Origin of the sequence: Microbacterium lacus, assembly GCF_002812805.1 — a bacterium.
Lineage (GTDB): Bacteria > Actinomycetota > Actinomycetes > Actinomycetales > Microbacteriaceae > Microbacterium > Microbacterium lacus_A.
The window spans coordinates 67,586-81,666 of the sequence record NZ_NMUM01000009.1; the positions used below are offsets into that span (position 1 = coordinate 67,586).

11 protein-coding genes are annotated in these 14,081 nt (G+C 66.0%); 9 read left to right on the forward strand and 2 right to left on the reverse strand.

The genetic code is table 11. The features are described from left to right. The 5 genes from CGU34_RS03570 (at nucleotide 1) to CGU34_RS03590 (ending at nucleotide 8,013) form a co-directional block, all read left to right on the forward strand. Complete coding sequence (locus CGU34_RS03570) at nucleotides 1-831, forward strand: WecB/TagA/CpsF family glycosyltransferase (RefSeq protein WP_232711516.1); 831 nt, start codon at nucleotides 1-3, stop codon at nucleotides 829-831. After that, nucleotides 828-2,357: a polysaccharide biosynthesis C-terminal domain-containing protein gene (locus CGU34_RS03575; protein WP_157811207.1), complete on the forward strand. Its 1,530-nt coding sequence runs from the start codon at nucleotides 828-830 to the stop codon at nucleotides 2,355-2,357. Before CGU34_RS03570 ends, CGU34_RS03575 begins: the two co-directional genes overlap by 4 nt. 219 nt (nucleotides 2,358-2,576) lie before the next feature. Next, nucleotides 2,577-3,164 carry a hypothetical protein gene (locus CGU34_RS03580; protein WP_100813260.1) on the forward strand — a complete coding sequence of 196 codons (588 nt, stop codon included), beginning with the start codon at nucleotides 2,577-2,579 and terminating at the stop codon, nucleotides 3,162-3,164. Nucleotides 3,165-3,222: 58 nt separating this feature from the next. Next, entirely contained in the window at nucleotides 3,223-7,233 is a 4,011-nt protein-coding gene (locus tag CGU34_RS16860; RefSeq protein WP_157811208.1) for a delta-60 repeat domain-containing protein, read from the forward strand. A gap of 78 nt (nucleotides 7,234-7,311) precedes the next feature. Further along, nucleotides 7,312-8,013 (forward strand): CDP-alcohol phosphatidyltransferase family protein, encoded by a 702-nt coding sequence (locus CGU34_RS03590; protein WP_100813261.1) that lies wholly within the window; start codon nucleotides 7,312-7,314, stop codon nucleotides 8,011-8,013. A 40-nt stretch (nucleotides 8,014-8,053) separates the two neighbouring features. Here the strand turns inward: CGU34_RS03590 and CGU34_RS03595 are convergent, their stop codons facing one another. Beyond that, on the reverse strand, nucleotides 8,054-9,733 hold the full coding sequence (locus CGU34_RS03595; protein ID WP_157811209.1) for a Wzz/FepE/Etk N-terminal domain-containing protein: 1,680 nt from the start codon (nucleotides 9,731-9,733) through the stop codon (nucleotides 8,054-8,056). Nucleotides 9,734-9,940: 207 nt separating this feature from the next. Between CGU34_RS03595 and CGU34_RS03600 the strand changes: the two genes are divergently transcribed. From CGU34_RS03600 to CGU34_RS03610, 3 genes are read left to right on the forward strand one after another with little or no spacing between them, the layout of a single operon-like run. Further along, nucleotides 9,941-11,173, forward strand: a complete 1,233-nt coding sequence (locus CGU34_RS03600; protein ID WP_100813263.1) for an O-antigen ligase family protein — start codon at nucleotides 9,941-9,943, stop codon at nucleotides 11,171-11,173. A 39-nt stretch (nucleotides 11,174-11,212) separates the two neighbouring features. Next, on the forward strand, nucleotides 11,213-12,121 hold the full coding sequence (locus tag CGU34_RS03605; protein ID WP_232711517.1) for a glycosyltransferase family 2 protein: 909 nt from the start codon (nucleotides 11,213-11,215) through the stop codon (nucleotides 12,119-12,121). Nucleotides 12,122-12,124: 3 nt separating this feature from the next. Continuing rightward, the gene (locus CGU34_RS03610; protein ID WP_100813265.1) at nucleotides 12,125-13,027 is read left to right on the forward strand and encodes a glycosyltransferase family 2 protein; all 903 of its coding nucleotides are present in this window, start codon (nucleotides 12,125-12,127) and stop codon (nucleotides 13,025-13,027) included. 10 nt (nucleotides 13,028-13,037) lie between these two features. On the opposite strand, the gene CGU34_RS03615 is transcribed toward CGU34_RS03610, so the two are convergent. After that, nucleotides 13,038-13,481, reverse strand: coding sequence for an adenylyltransferase/cytidyltransferase family protein (locus CGU34_RS03615; RefSeq protein ID WP_100813266.1), 444 nt, complete (start codon nucleotides 13,479-13,481; stop codon nucleotides 13,038-13,040). A 186-nt stretch (nucleotides 13,482-13,667) separates the two neighbouring features. Here CGU34_RS03615 and CGU34_RS03620 point away from each other — a divergent pair, with 186 nt between their 5' ends. After that, a complete protein-coding gene (locus tag CGU34_RS03620; RefSeq protein ID WP_100813267.1) occupies nucleotides 13,668-14,066 on the forward strand; it encodes a VanZ family protein in 399 nt (132 codons plus the stop codon). Nucleotides 14,067-14,081 lie beyond the last annotated feature (15 nt).

Sequence of the window (14,081 nt, forward strand, 5' to 3'; positions counted from 1 at the left end):
ATGGCCACGGTCATGAACGTCACGCGCGGCGCATTCGCCGTAGCCCCCCGCGCAAGCGCCTACGTAGCGGGAGCGCGCGTTGACTCCGTCGGCATGGATGCCGCGGTAGAAACCGTCATCGGATGGACGCGCGAGAACCAACAGAGGGTCGCCGTCGGTGTGAACGCACACGTCTCCAACCTCGCCCGTCGCGATCCTGAGCTGCGCCACTTTCTCGAAGGCAGCGATCTGAACTACGCCGACGGGCAGTCGGTGGTCTGGGCCGCTCGCGCTCTGGGCGCGAGTGTGTCCGAGAGGGTGGCGACGACCGATCTCGCCCCACCGCTACTGCAACGCGCGGCGCGTGAGAACCTCAACGTGTTCTTCTTCGGCGGACAGCCCGGCGTCGCCGAGAGCGCGGCCGAACAGATGCGGCGGATCGCTCCCGACGTGAAGATTGCCACTCATCACGGATACGTCGATGCCGAAGGTGTGGAAGAAGTGCTGCGGGAAATCCGCGCCCACGGAACGGATCTGCTCTTTGTCGGTCTGGGTGACCCAGTCCAGCAGGCGTGGGTGCGCGACCACGGAACACGGTCCGGCGCTACGGCGATCCTCACCTGCGGCGGGCTGTTCGACTGGCTGAGCGGCGCGAACAAACGCGCGCCGGCGTGGATGATCACCGCGGGTCTCGAATGGGCGTGGCGCTTGATGATCGAGCCGAAGCGCTTGGCACGCCGTTACCTCGTCGGCAATCCCGCTTTCATTCTTGCTCTCGCGATTCAATTTGCAACGCGGAGTACTCGTCGGATTGGACACAGGGGCGAGGGTTCAGCCAGCCTGGACGCATGACGACTGCCGAAGACGAACGCGGTCGTCGCCGCGAACTCGCACGCGGCGGTTCGATCGGGTTGATCGGGTCAGTCTTCAGCGCGGGCATGGGCTTCGTCCTCATCATCGTTCTCGGCTCGCTCGGCGACTACCGCTCGGGTGTCATCCTGCAAGCCATCGGCGTGTACTCGATCGCCCTAGGCGTCGCTCGGCTCGGAATGGATTCGGCCGCCGTGTGGATCATGCCGCGGCTGAAGGCGACGCGCAGCTCCGACACCGCCAGCGCCGCCGCGTTCGTCATCTGCTCGGCGGCGCTCGGCGGCATCGTGTGCGCCGCCTTGATCTATCTCGGACTGCTCGTCCTGACATCCCTATCGATGTGGGAGCCGGACGTCATCGCCGCCCTCACAGCCATCGCGTGGACCCTGCCCATCGCGTCGGCATTCCTCGCCACGCTGGCCACTCTGCGCGGACTGGGCGACATCCTGCCCTACGTCGTAATCGGGAGTATCGCCGTTCCTGCGCTACGTCCTGCTGCGGTCCTGGTGGTTATTGGGCTCGGGAGCGGCGTCGCCGCCGTCGCTCTGGCTTGGGCGTCACCCGTCGTCATCGCGCTCGGCGCGGCACTGATCGTGGTCCGCGCGCAGCTCCGACGGCCTGCAGGCTCACTCAACGTCTCCCCACCAGCCGTCGACGACGACGATTCCCTGGCACGACCCCGCAGGGCAATCAGGCGATACGCCGGACCTCGCGTGCTGTCCTCGTCGCTCGAACAACTACTGCTGTGGCTCGACGTCGTCCTGGTCGGCGCGATCGCGGGGGCGGCCGACGCCGGCGTCTATGGCACAGCCAGTCGCTTCGTCGCTGCCGCACTGATTGTGGACACGGCGATCAGGCTCGTCGTTTCGCCGGAGTTCAGTCGTCTGCTTCACGTCCGCGCGCACAACGAGCTGCGTTCCATTTACTCCACGGCGACGCGGTGGCTGGTGCTCTTCAGCAGCCCCATCATCCTCACGCTCGTGACGTTCGCCCCGCTCGTCCTCTCCCTCGTCGGGGAGGAATTCGTTCGCGGCGCGAGCGCAATCGTGATCCTCGGCATCGGCGCGCTCGTGACCCTTCTCGCTGGCAACATCCACTCCGTCCTCTTAATGAGCGGGAGAAGCGGTTGGGCGGCGTTCAACAAGGCCGTCGTGGTCGCTTTGAACGTTGGGCTCATCTGGTGGTGGGTCCCTCTGTGGGGCATCAACGGTGCCGCTGCCGCTTGGGCAGTCTGCATGATGGTGGATGCGCTTCTAGCGTGGGCGGAGATCCGAATTCTGGTCGGCATCAAAATCGGCCTGGTCGACGGCATGTACCCGCTGTTCATAGCCCTGGTGACCGTGGGGATCCCGGCCATCGCCATCCGCCTCTGGTGGGGACCTACATGGCCGGCTCTGTTCGTGGCCGTTGCGGTCGGCGGTGTCCTCTTCCTCCTGTGGTGCCGCCTTGACCGCGAACGTCTCCACTTCCGCGATCTTCGCGGTTTGGCGGCGCGCCGCGCAGGATAATCCGCCAGCGGGACTATCGCTCCGGAGTCGCCGGTGCTACAGTGACCGGATTGGGGGGTTTGCCGCGACTGGGGTCGCGGTACCGGCTGTTGGATTCGGATGGGACCGAAGACCGACGACCCGGTCCGATGTGATGTCGGGAACGCATAAGAGCTTTGGGGAAGCGACTTGGGGATCGAGAAGACTGACGCGCCGCGGCGCACCACGCAACGTACTCGCGTGTGGATATGGGGGATTGTCGCGGTCGCGACCCTCGGAGCGGCGGCAGTCGTCGCGGCCGTCGCCATCGAACCGGGCAGCATCGGCGGAGTGCCCACGCCATCGGAGACCGAGGCCGGCCCGGCACCTTACGTCAGCGTCGCACCGGTCCCACCAGCGGCGCCCAGCGATCCTGGCGCATTGGACGACGGATCTGCGGAGACGCTCGTCACCACCGTGCTCGATGCCGTCGCGACAACCCCGCCGGGCGCCGATCCGGCCGCTGTGCTCGCTGGCGTAGCCGAGGGAAGCTATCTCAGCGAAATCGCGGCGCAGTATCAGGAGCTGGACACCAACGGCTGGACGATATCGGGTCAGCCCGTCGTCGAGACGGCCGTCGTCACCTCGCTCGACACGCAGGTCGCCCCCGCGACAGCGGTCGTCAGCGCGTGCATCGACTCCAGCGGGGTGACCACCCTGGACTCGGCCGGCGTCGCCTTCGGCGGGCAGACCGCGCCCCGCTCCACACACCTCTTCGGCCTCGCGCAGAGCGCCGACGGCACGTGGAAGATCACCTCGCATTGGTTCCCCGATGACGCTGCCTGCTGAACACATGTCCGCGCCATCGCACTCAACCACTTCTCGAACGACACTCTCGGAGGCCCACGTGACCACGCAAAGACTCGGACGGCGGAGTCGCGCGCTTCTGGCGACCATCGCCTCGGCGACACTCCTCGCGACCATGCTCGTCCTGCCCACTTCCGCAGCCTCGGCAGCCGAACCGGCCATTCCGGCCCCCGACGGGCTCACGGAGCTGACCGCGGCCGCGTCGTGCTGGGAGATCAAGCAGCTCACCCCGTCCGCCCCGAGCGGCGTCTACTGGCTCGCAACCCCGGAGATGGGCGCGGCAGACCGCTTCTACTGCGACCAGACGACCAACGGCGGCGGTTGGGTGCTCGTCGGCCGTGGCCGTGAAGGCTGGTCGGAATCCAATGTCGGTGCCGGCACGACGGCTGATGTCAGCGCCGCCGTCACTGGCACGGAGGCGTTCACCCCCAAGCAGCTGTCCTCCGAAGTCATCGAGGACCTGCTCAACGGCGCGGCCGTTTCCTCGCTGAGCGAGGGGATCCGCCTGCGACGGGCGACGAACACCACAGGCACGGCCTGGCAGGAACTCACCTTCAAGCTCGCCAGTCCTCGCACGACGTGGTCATGGCAGTTCTTCAATGAGCAGCGTGTCGCTTCCTACGTCATCGACGGCACGAGCCGCACGGGCGGTCAGACGCAGGACTTCGGTTCGAACAACACCACCTCACGCGTGCGCACCGTCACGGGCTCGAATGAGGGCTGGATGTACGGCTGGGGCTTCGGCAGCTCCTCGCGGGGGAACCCTTCCGCCTCGAGCTACATCTGGGCGAAGGACACTTCGAGCGGCTACCCGCGCCCCTTCACACAGGTATTCCTGCGCCCGCGCGTGATGAGCGCGACGGTCTACCCGTCGATTCCGGACGCCGGCACCGCGGCGAAGAGCGGCGAGCGTGTCGCCGACTCCTTCGCCGAGCCCACTACCTGGGGCGTCGCCGGCATCGGCGCGGGCCCGATGTCGACCGAGGGCAGCAATGAGGTCTCCGCGTTCGCCGAGGTGGGCAACGTCGTCTACGTGGGAGGGAACTTCACCACCGTCCAGCGATCTTCGGCGGGCGCGAGCCAGGTTTCGCAGGCGTACCTTGCCGCCTTCAACCGCGACACCGGTGAGTGGATCTCGTCCTTCCGACCCACTCTCGACAACCAGGTGAAGTCCCTCGCGGCGCTTCCTGACGGCCGGTTGGCAGTCGGCGGCAACTTCTCCCGCGTGAACGGCGAGGACCGCGCCGGGCTCGCCGTATTGAATGCCAGCACCGGGCAGCTCGACACAGCGTTCACCGGCAGCATCATCAATCGGCTGACGGCGGGCGTTGCTTTCGTGCGCACCATGGACGTGCAGGACGGATGGCTCTACATCGGTGGTGCCTTCACCCACGCGACGGGCGGCACCGCGTCGAGCGAAGCGTACCTGCGCGGTGGGGCGCGGTTCTCGGTCACGGACGGAACTCCCGACCGAACCTGGAACCCCGAACTCAACGGCACCGTCATGTCCCTCGACGCCTCGAAGAACGGCGACCGGACGTACTTCGCCGGCTTCTTCAATGAGGCACATGGCGAGTCGACCGACAAGGCCGCCGCTCTCACAACCGATTCCAGCGTTGCGGTCGTTCCGTGGAACGTACAATTCTCGAACCGCACCAATGGGCGCCTCGGTTATCAGCAGGCGGTCCTCGAGGTGGGTGACCGAGTATGGCTCGGCGGTGCCGAGCACAGCATCGTGAGCTATGGCCGCAGCAATATGCAGGTTCTCAGCTCCAACATCACGAAGGCGGCATCTACGTATCAGGCCGGCGGGGACTTCCAGGCTCTGGCCACCGATGGGACCGCTGTCTACGGCAGCTGCCACTGCTTCTACTCCGTATATGCGGGTGCGAAGGTCTGGCCCGAGGTGGGCACGGCATGGACGTCGGTAGACCCGATCTACTCGACGGGCGCGTGGAGCGCGTCTACCGGGCGGATCATCTCCCACTTCAACCCGCGGCTCGCGACCTCTCGCGGTGCGGGTGGATGGGCTCTGTTCGTCGACTCCACCGGCACTCTCTGGCAGGGTGGCGACTTCACGGCCTCGTGGCGAGGGCCCAACGCGCGCCAATGGTCGGGCGGATTCGTTCGCAACGCCCAGAACGACGTCGCACCGCCGACGACCCCGACGGCCCTCGTGGCCAGCACGGTTGCGAACGGCGTCACGCTCTCGTGGTCCCCTTCGACTGATGACAGCGGGGCTGTCACCTACCAGGTCCTGCGAAACAACCGGGTGGTCGCGACCACCACGTCAACCTCGCTGACCCTCCCGGCGGCACCGGCAGCCACCAAGTACTTCGTACGCGCTGCGGACGCCGCCGGAAACTGGTCAGCTAGCACTGCGGCCGTCGTGGCGGGCAATACGCCCCCGCCCGCTCAGGGCACCGATCTCATCGCCGAGGGCGCTTCGTGGTCGTACTCCTACTCGGTGGACGGTCCGGGTGAGGGCTGGGCGGATCGAACGTTCAACTCCACGTCCTGGTCGACGGGTGCGGCACCGATCGGATACGGTCACTCCAATCTCGGAACGACGCTGACATCGACCGGAACGAAGCCGCTGGCATCGTTCTATCGGAAGAGCGTCACGATCGCGGATGCATCGAAGGTGGCGTCCGTGACCCTCACGGCACGCGCCGACGACGGTGTGATCCTCTACGTCAACGGCGTCGAGGTCGGTCGGAAGAACATGGCAGAGGGTGCGGATGGACCGAACACCTACGCCAATACGGCTGTCGGTGCAGCCGCGGCCGTGGCAACACCGTACGTCCTGACCGTTCCGGGCAACCTGCTCCGGACCGGTGAGAACGTCATCGCGGCATCAGTGCACTCCAACTACCGCAGCACGCCCAGCCACAGCTTCGAGCTCAAGGCCGTCGCCACACTCGGAACACAGCCGGCACCCGAACCCGAACCCGAACCCGAACCGACCGGCACGGACCTGGTCTCCGAGGGCGCTTCGTGGTCGTACTCCTACTCGGTGGACGGTCCGGGTGAGGGCTGGGCGGATCGAACGTTCAACTCCACGTCCTGGTCGACGGGTGCGGCACCGATCGGATACGGTCACTCCAATCTCGGAACGACGCTGACATCGACCGGAACGAAGCCGCTGGCATCGTTCTATCGGAAGAGCGTCACGATCGCGGATGCATCGAAGGTGGCGTCCGTGACCCTCACGGCACGCGCCGACGACGGTGTGATCCTCTACGTCAACGGCGTCGAGGTCGGTCGGAAGAACATGGCAGAGGGTGCGGATGGACCGAACACCTACGCCAATACGGCTGTCGGTGCAGCCGCGGCCGTGGCAACACCGTACGTCCTGACCGTTCCGGGCAACCTGCTCCGGACCGGTGAGAACGTCATCGCGGCATCAGTGCACTCCAACTACCGCAGCACGCCCAGCCACAGCTTCGAGCTCAAGGCCGTCGCCACACTCGGAACACAGCCGGCACCCGAACCCGAACCCGAACCGGAACCCGACCCGGACCCGATTCCCGACCCGGAGCCCGCTTCCGGTGTGGTGGTTGCCGCAGGTTCACCGTGGTCGTACTCGTTCAGCAGCGCGCCGACTCCCGCCGACTGGCTCCAGCCGGCATTCGACTCGACCACCTGGGCGACGGGGGCCACGCCGATCGGGTGGGGTCACGCGGCGCTGGGAACGACGCTGGACATTTCGCAGAGCCCCCGGCCGGTCACGTCGTACTATCGAACCGCGCTCTCGCTGCCGACGCTGGACTTCTCGGCCCTCACGTTCACGACCCGAGCGGATGACGGGATCATCGTTTACGTGAACGGCGTGGAAGTGATGCGTCAGAATATCGACGCGACCGTTGTGACGCAGACGACGTACGCCAACACCGCACCCAATGCGGCGACAGCTGCCTCGACTCCGTTCGTCGCAGACATCCCGGTGTCGGCCTTCACATCGGGCACCAACACCGTGGCGGTCGAGGTTCACTCCAACTACCGCACCACCCCGAGCCACAGCTTCGACATGAGCATCGTGAAGAAGTAGCCTCAGGAGACCGCATGGGGGCGGTGGCACGGCCTCGGCCGTGCCACCGCCCCTGTCATTTGCACGACGGAAGGCCGCATGTCCACCTACTCCGAGAACCTCCAGCGCTTGCGCGCCGCGCAGAAGCCCGGTGGCGGTGTTCCCGCCTACACGCGATGGGTGAATCGACGCCTCGCGCGCTACGTTGCGGCGGCTGCGGCCACCATGGGTGTGAGCGCAAACGGGGTCACGGCGATCAGTGCCCTGCTGTCATTCGCGGCCTTGGGAGTGCTGGTTCTCGCACCCGTGGCCTGGTGGACAGGTCTGACCGTCGCCGTTCTGCTCGCGCTGGGATACGTGCTCGACTCCGCGGACGGCCAGGTGGCGCGTCTCACGGGCACGGGAGGACCCGCGGGCGAGTGGCTCGACCACGTCGTGGACGCGATCCGCACACCGGCTATCCACCTCGCGGTCGTCGTGGCGGTCTGGCGCCATTCCGAGTACCCCACATGGATCGCCGGCATCGCCGTGGCATTTGCACTGATAGCGACAGGGCAGTTCATGAGTCAGATCCTGGCCGAGCAATTGCGCAAGAAGGCCAGCATCGCTCCCGCCGAGGGGCGTGGCATCATCAAGTCCTTCGCCATCCTGCCGAACGACATGGGGACACTCTGCTGGATATTCGCGCTGTGGGGTGTCGTGCCTCTGTTCGCCGGCGCGTATGTGTTGCTCTTCGCCGCGAACGGGGTGCACAGCCTCGTCTCCATGCGGCGAAAGTTCGTGGGGCTGCGCACGGCCTAGGCCTCGTCGACATCGCTTCGGGACCCCGGAGGCAGACCCTCTATTCCTGCGGTGAGCTCGCGCTGGCCGCGTCTACGGCACGGCGCGGGGTCGACCGCCGTCGCGGCGCCTTACGTACGCCCGGAGCGGACACCTCCCCCGACATGACGTCGTCCAGATCGTCGTCGTCACCGTCTTCGGAGATGGTCGTGTACGACTGCTCAGCGGCGGCGAGAGGGGTCTCGGACGCGGCCGGAACGAGCGGTCCGCTCTTGCCTCGAAGCTTGGGAAGGACGATCGAACCGAGAAGGGGCGTCTCAAGGTTCTGCGCCTCTTGAAGGAAATCCCGGACTTCGGTGATGCGCGAAGATCCGGTCCGCAAGAGGATGATGGCGGCATCGGATTCGCGAAGAGCCGCAAGAAGGCTCGCGGGATTCGCCTCGGCCGTCAGCGCGATGAAGCAGATGCTCCCCGCTGTGGCTTCGTGCAGAGCACGCCGGACGTCTCGCCCCACCAAGAGATCGGAGTCCACGACGCCACCGACTGCAGCACCCGCAATGTAGACGGACAGTCCGGGTACGCGTTCCGCGGCGACGATCTTCCCAGAGGTCGCTGCGGTGCCGTCAACGTCGAGCGCTTGGCGCCAGACATCGAGCTGCGCATCTCCGACTTCGGGCGCGATGACGAGCGTTTGCCGCTGCGACTGCGCCGTCACAACACCGAGGTCCATGACGACGGCCGATACTTCGCCACCGTGCGTGGCGTCGAAGACGAGAATGCGGGCGGTACCCGAACGCGTCTCGGCGAGAATCCGCTCGCGCGCCACTCGGAGCGCCTCGGCGTCCACCGCCGATGCCGGGATGGTGGGTGACGCCGAACGCAGACGCGCCAAGATCGGCTTTCCCGTCGCGCGGATGATCTCCTTGCGGTTACGCAGTCGCGTCACGAAGGGATTGATGAGAAAGGCCAGGATGATGCCCAGCACCAGTCCCAGCGCGGCGCCCGTGGCGACCGTCAGCAGTTCGTTCGGAGCGGTTTCGAGGTCGTTCTCCTCGGCGGCGGTCAGGATCGCGCCCCCGGTGGTGTCGACGCTTTGAAGCGCGTTGCGATCGGAAACCAGGTCCTCGAGCTCTATCAGGATCTGCTGGCGCTCGGTAGTCGCCTGGGTCGTCGCGGCGCTGTCATCGGGATTCCCCGCGATCACGCCGTTCACCTCCGAAAGACGTTCGTTGAGCGTGTCGACGCGTCCCGTCAGGTTCGCGACGGTCACACCGATGCGCTCTTGGGCTTGCTGGCTGCGGAACTGGAGGTAGGCGGCGGAGACGGCCTGTGCCCCTTCGACCGCCTCGTCCGGGTCGTTCGCGGTGAACGACACGCGGGCGATCGTCGTCTCCGCCGTCAGCTGCACACTCGCGCCCCGGCGGATCTCCGTCGGAGTCTTCCCCGGCACGGCCTCCGCGGCGATCCGCGCGACAACCTGAGACTGCGCGATATCGGCCTCAGTCGCATCATCGAGCAGGCCCGAGGCCGGTCGCTGCGGGTTGAACGGATCCGTCGTGATCACGTTGAGATTCACGATCGTGGTAGCGGTGTACTCCCGCGGCACCAGCGCAAGGTAAGCGACCGCGCCGAGCACGCCGACGAGCACGGCCGCCACGACGACCCGCCACTGTCTCCGCACGACGAACAGGTAGTGTTCCAAGCCGAGGGAGACCACGGGTTCGGGGGCAGTAGTGCTCACGGTAGAGTCCTTCCGAAGGGCCGATCGTTGCGAGGGATGCATCCGGTGAGGATTTAGGCCGTCGAGCCATCCTATGGGGCCACGAGGAGGGGGATTGTCGTGAGTCTGGATGCGCGCGCCCCGTCTCTGTCCGCCGCAGCGAGAATCGCGCCTCGGACCGTTAAGACGGGCGCATCTCGCGGGCTCCCGCGCTGGCCTTTCGCGGCGATGTTCGTCCTCTTCCCGCTCTGGTGGGCTCTCGGCGTCGCCGAGATGATGTGGATTCCGCTCGCGGCGATCATGGTGCTGTACCTGATCAAGCGCGGCGGAACGCAAGTCCCGCGCGGTTTCGCCATCTGGCTCCTGTTCCTCGTGCTGATGCTGCTCTCGGTGATCGGAATCGACACAACGGGGCGCCTCATCGGATTCGCCTATCGGGCCCTCCTCTACCTGACCGTCACCATCGTGTTCATCTACCTGTACAACGGGCGTGGAACCCTCACGACCCGCTATGTGCTGGGCGTCCTCACCTTCTTCTGGCTCGTGGTGGTAGCCGGTGGATACCTTGGTGTCTTCCTGCCGGAATTCTCGTTCCGCACACCGCTCGGCTACGTTCTGCCGAGCGGGCTGCAAGCCAACGAGCTGGTGCAGGAGATGGTGGTCCGGCGCGCGACGCAGTACAACCCCGAAAGCTTCTACAACTTCGAGCCTCGGCCGGCTGCGCCCTTCCTCTACACGAATGGGTGGGGCAACGCGTACTCACTGCTTCTGCCTCTAGTGATCGCCTACTCCGGGTACGTACGCCGTTCCGCCAAGTTCTGGTGGATCATGGCGGCCATTCCCGTGTCTCTCGTGCCCGCAGTGCTCACGCTCAACCGGGGGATGTTCCTCGGGCTGGGAGTCGCGGTGGTCTACGCCGCCTTCCGCCTCGCTCTTCTCGGAAGGCTCCGCGCCCTCTTCGGTCTCGGCGTCATCGGCGTCATCGGTGTCGCTGCCGCAATCAGCCTGAATCTCGCCGACCGTCTCGGGGACCGGTTGGATGTGAGCTCGACGACCCAGGACCGCGCCAATCTGTACGCAGAGACCTTCGAGCGCACGCTGACGTCGCCCTTGTTCGGCTTCGGCGCCCCACGACCGTCGTTCACCGAGGGTGTCCCCTCCGTGGGCACCCAGGGTCACATCTGGATGGTCATGTTCTCGCACGGCCTACCCGCTCTGGTGCTGTTCCTCCTGACGCTCGCATACTTCTTCTTCTCCACCTGGCACGTCACGTCCACGACGGCGCTGGCCCTCAACGCGATCATTCTGGTCCTCATCGTCGAGGTCTTCTACTACGGTGTGCTTCCGCACGGGCTCGTGCTGGCCTTCATCGCGGCTGCCCTCGCGATGCGAGGCGATCCGCCTTCCGAACAGGTGCCGCTCCCCCTCCGTCGGTCGGTCCGGGCGCTCGGCTATCGCTAGAGTGATGGATGCATCACCGAACTGGAGAGTGGGGGCACCGTGCCAGATGATGTGAGTGTCGTCGTGGCTACCCGCTCGCGTCCTCAGCTCTTGCGGCGAGCTCTCGCCTCGATCAGGGATCAGGATTACCCGGCTGACATCGAGATCCTTGTGGTCTTCGACGGAACCGAGATCGACGATCTCTCCGATCTCACCCTCCCTGCCGGGCGCTCCATCCGCACGATGAAGAATGCGCATGTGCCGGGCCTTGCCGGCGCGCGAAACACGGGGATCGAGGCCGCGAGCCACCCGCTCCTCGGCTTCTGCGATGATGACGACGAGTGGAAGCCCGACAAACTGAATAAGCAGGTGCCGCTGCTCGAGGACCCCGACGTGATCGTCGCGGCGACCGGCGTCGAGATCCACTCGGCCGGTGGAGTCCACCAACGCCTCGCGCCGTCACAAGCGAATCTCGCCGACCTGCTCCGATCGCGCATCACGGAACTGCATCCGTCGTCGTTCGTCCTACGGACGCGCGACCTCCGCGGGCGCCTCGGGCTGGTCGACGAAGACCTTCCCGCTTCTTACGGCGAAGACTACGACCTGCTCCTGCGGGCCACGAAGCTCGGGCGTATCGAAGCGGTACCGGAAGCCCTCACGATCGTGCACTGGGACAGGACGTCCTTCTTCAGCGAGCGCTGGCAGGGGATCGTCGACGGACTGACCTACCTCCTCGAGAAACATCCCGAGTTCGCCGGCAGCAAGGTGGGTAGCGCACGCATCGAAGGTCAGATCGCCTTCGCGTACGGTGCACTGGGAAACCGCCACGAGGCCCGCAGATGGGCCAGGCGCACGCTCGCTCACCACCCGCTCCAGCCTCGTGCGTACATCGCGATGCTGGTGGGTCTGGGATTCGTGAAGGGCGAGACAGTCGTCGGGGCCCTCAACAGGCGCGGGCGAGGGATGTAGCGGATGCCCCGCCTGTCGGTCCACATGCCCGCCTACAACGCCGAGAGCACGATCCGCTTGGCGATCGAGTCGGTCCTGCGGGATATCCCGGCGGATGCCGAGTTGGTCGTCCTCGACGATGTCAGCACCGACGGCACGGCGCAAGTGGTCGCCTCGATCACCGATAGCCGCCTCCGGATGATCAACGGCACGCACGAGGGAGTCGGTCGCGCCTCCCAAGCGCTGCTCGATTCCAGCGACAGCGAATACATCGCCCGGATGGACTCCGACGATGTCTGGTTCCGCGGACGGGCGCGTCGACAGCTGTCCGCTGTCCTGTCCGGCGCCGACGCGGTGTTCGCCAGCGCGGTTCTCTGGCGGGAGCGGCGTCCACTCTCGTTCACGGCTCCCACTCGAATCAGCTCCCGTGCTTTTCCGTTCCATCTCCTGCTGACGAATCCGGTGACGCACTCGACGCTGTTCGCGCGACGCAGCGCGATAGAAGGCGCCGGAGGCTACCGTCCCTTCCGCACCACCGAGGACTACGACCTCTACCTGCGGCTGGCAGCACAGGGCAGCGCATTACGACGACTCGCGCTGCCGGGTGTCGCGTACCGGGTGCACGCAAATCAGATCACGGCGGGGGCGGATTGGCGGCGCGAGTCGTGGCGCAACCCGCAGATCGCCGAGGTCTTCTCGTCTCTCGCTGAGTCCCTCCTGGGAGTCCCGGCACAACGGATATCGAGCTTGGCCGTCGACGACGACAAGTCGGCGGCTGCCAGGCGCGACCAGTTCGCTGACTTCGCGCGTCGCTTCCGCGCGGCGATCTCTACCCAGTCGGCGACGGAGCGCTGGGTGCTGAACCGAAAACTCGCACGCCGAGCAGCGTGGTTCCACTCCCATCTCGAGAACCCGAGCGGGACCTGATCCGGCGGGTTCAGGCTTCCGTACCGTGCACCTGCCACAGCGCCTCGCGCAGCTGAGTACTGGATGTGGTCTTCGTGTAGGGGAAGTAGACGATGTCGACCTCGAGTTCACCGAACTCACGCTCGAGTTCGCGCCACTTGTCCGAGCCTTTCCAATCGTCCCCGACGAACATGCGATGGAAGCCGAGGCTTCGCCACGCGCTCATCTTGTCCATCGAGGTCTGCGGCACGGTGAGATCGACGCAGCGTAGCGCCGAGACCATCTGCCGACGCTCGACGAACGGTACGACGGGCCGCTTCCCCTTCGCGTCCATGCTGAGTTCGTCGGTCGTAACGCCGACGATGAGCTGATCGCACTCCGACTTCGCTCGCTGCAAGAGACGGAGGTGACCGATGTGGAGCATGTCGTACACGCCCGTTGTATAACCAATGAGCACGTGCTCGTCCCCTGTCATTCGCGCGAATCACCATTGTAGGGGAATGCCGTCGATCGCCCGCTGCTCCACTAGCATCGTTGCAGCACGCAGTCGCGACTGGGGTCTGGACGCGTGCCATGACCAGAAGGGGTCAGCATCTTGGTGTCCTCCCCGAGCCATTCCCGTGCTCGACTTCGCTCGGGTCGATCTGCCAGCGCACGAAGCTTGGCGCTCGTCGCCGCACTGCTCGTCGCTGTGGGCACGCTCTTGACGGTAGGACTGTGGCCCTACCGGGTCGACGACTCCCGCTGGGTGACCCTCACCCTGGAGAACCTTCACATGGTCGGCGTCCCCCGCTGGGTCGACTACACGCTGGTCGAACGACTCGCGAACACCGCGATCTACATCCCGCTCGGTGTCGTCCTCGTCATGGCGTTGGGGCGGCGCTATTGGTGGGCGGCTCTGATTCTCGCGGTGGTGACCTCTCTCATCATCGAGGCAGGTCAGACGATGCTGGACGAACGAGTAGCTTCTCCGATCGATGTCGTCATGAACGTTCTCGGCGCACTCGCCGGGATTGCGTGCGCGATGGCTCTGGGCGGGCCACGCGTGCGTCGTCCGTGAGCCGGGAATGACGCC

Excerpts from the sequence above, each read along its gene's own strand:
- CGU34_RS03570 (WP_232711516.1), top strand. The coding sequence starts at position 1 with ATGGCCACGGTCATGAACGTCACGCGCGGCGCATTCGCCGTAGCCCCC.
- CGU34_RS03575 (WP_157811207.1), top strand. The coding sequence starts at position 828 with ATGACGACTGCCGAAGACGAACGCGGTCGTCGCCGCGAACTCGCACGC.
- CGU34_RS03590 (WP_100813261.1), top strand. The coding sequence starts at position 7,312 with ATGTCCACCTACTCCGAGAACCTCCAGCGCTTGCGCGCCGCGCAGAAG.
- CGU34_RS03600 (WP_100813263.1), top strand. The coding sequence starts at position 9,941 with ATGTTCGTCCTCTTCCCGCTCTGGTGGGCTCTCGGCGTCGCCGAGATG.
- CGU34_RS03610 (WP_100813265.1), top strand. The coding sequence starts at position 12,125 with ATGCCCCGCCTGTCGGTCCACATGCCCGCCTACAACGCCGAGAGCACG.
- CGU34_RS03615 (WP_100813266.1), bottom strand. The coding sequence starts at position 13,481 with ATGACAGGGGACGAGCACGTGCTCATTGGTTATACAACGGGCGTGTAC.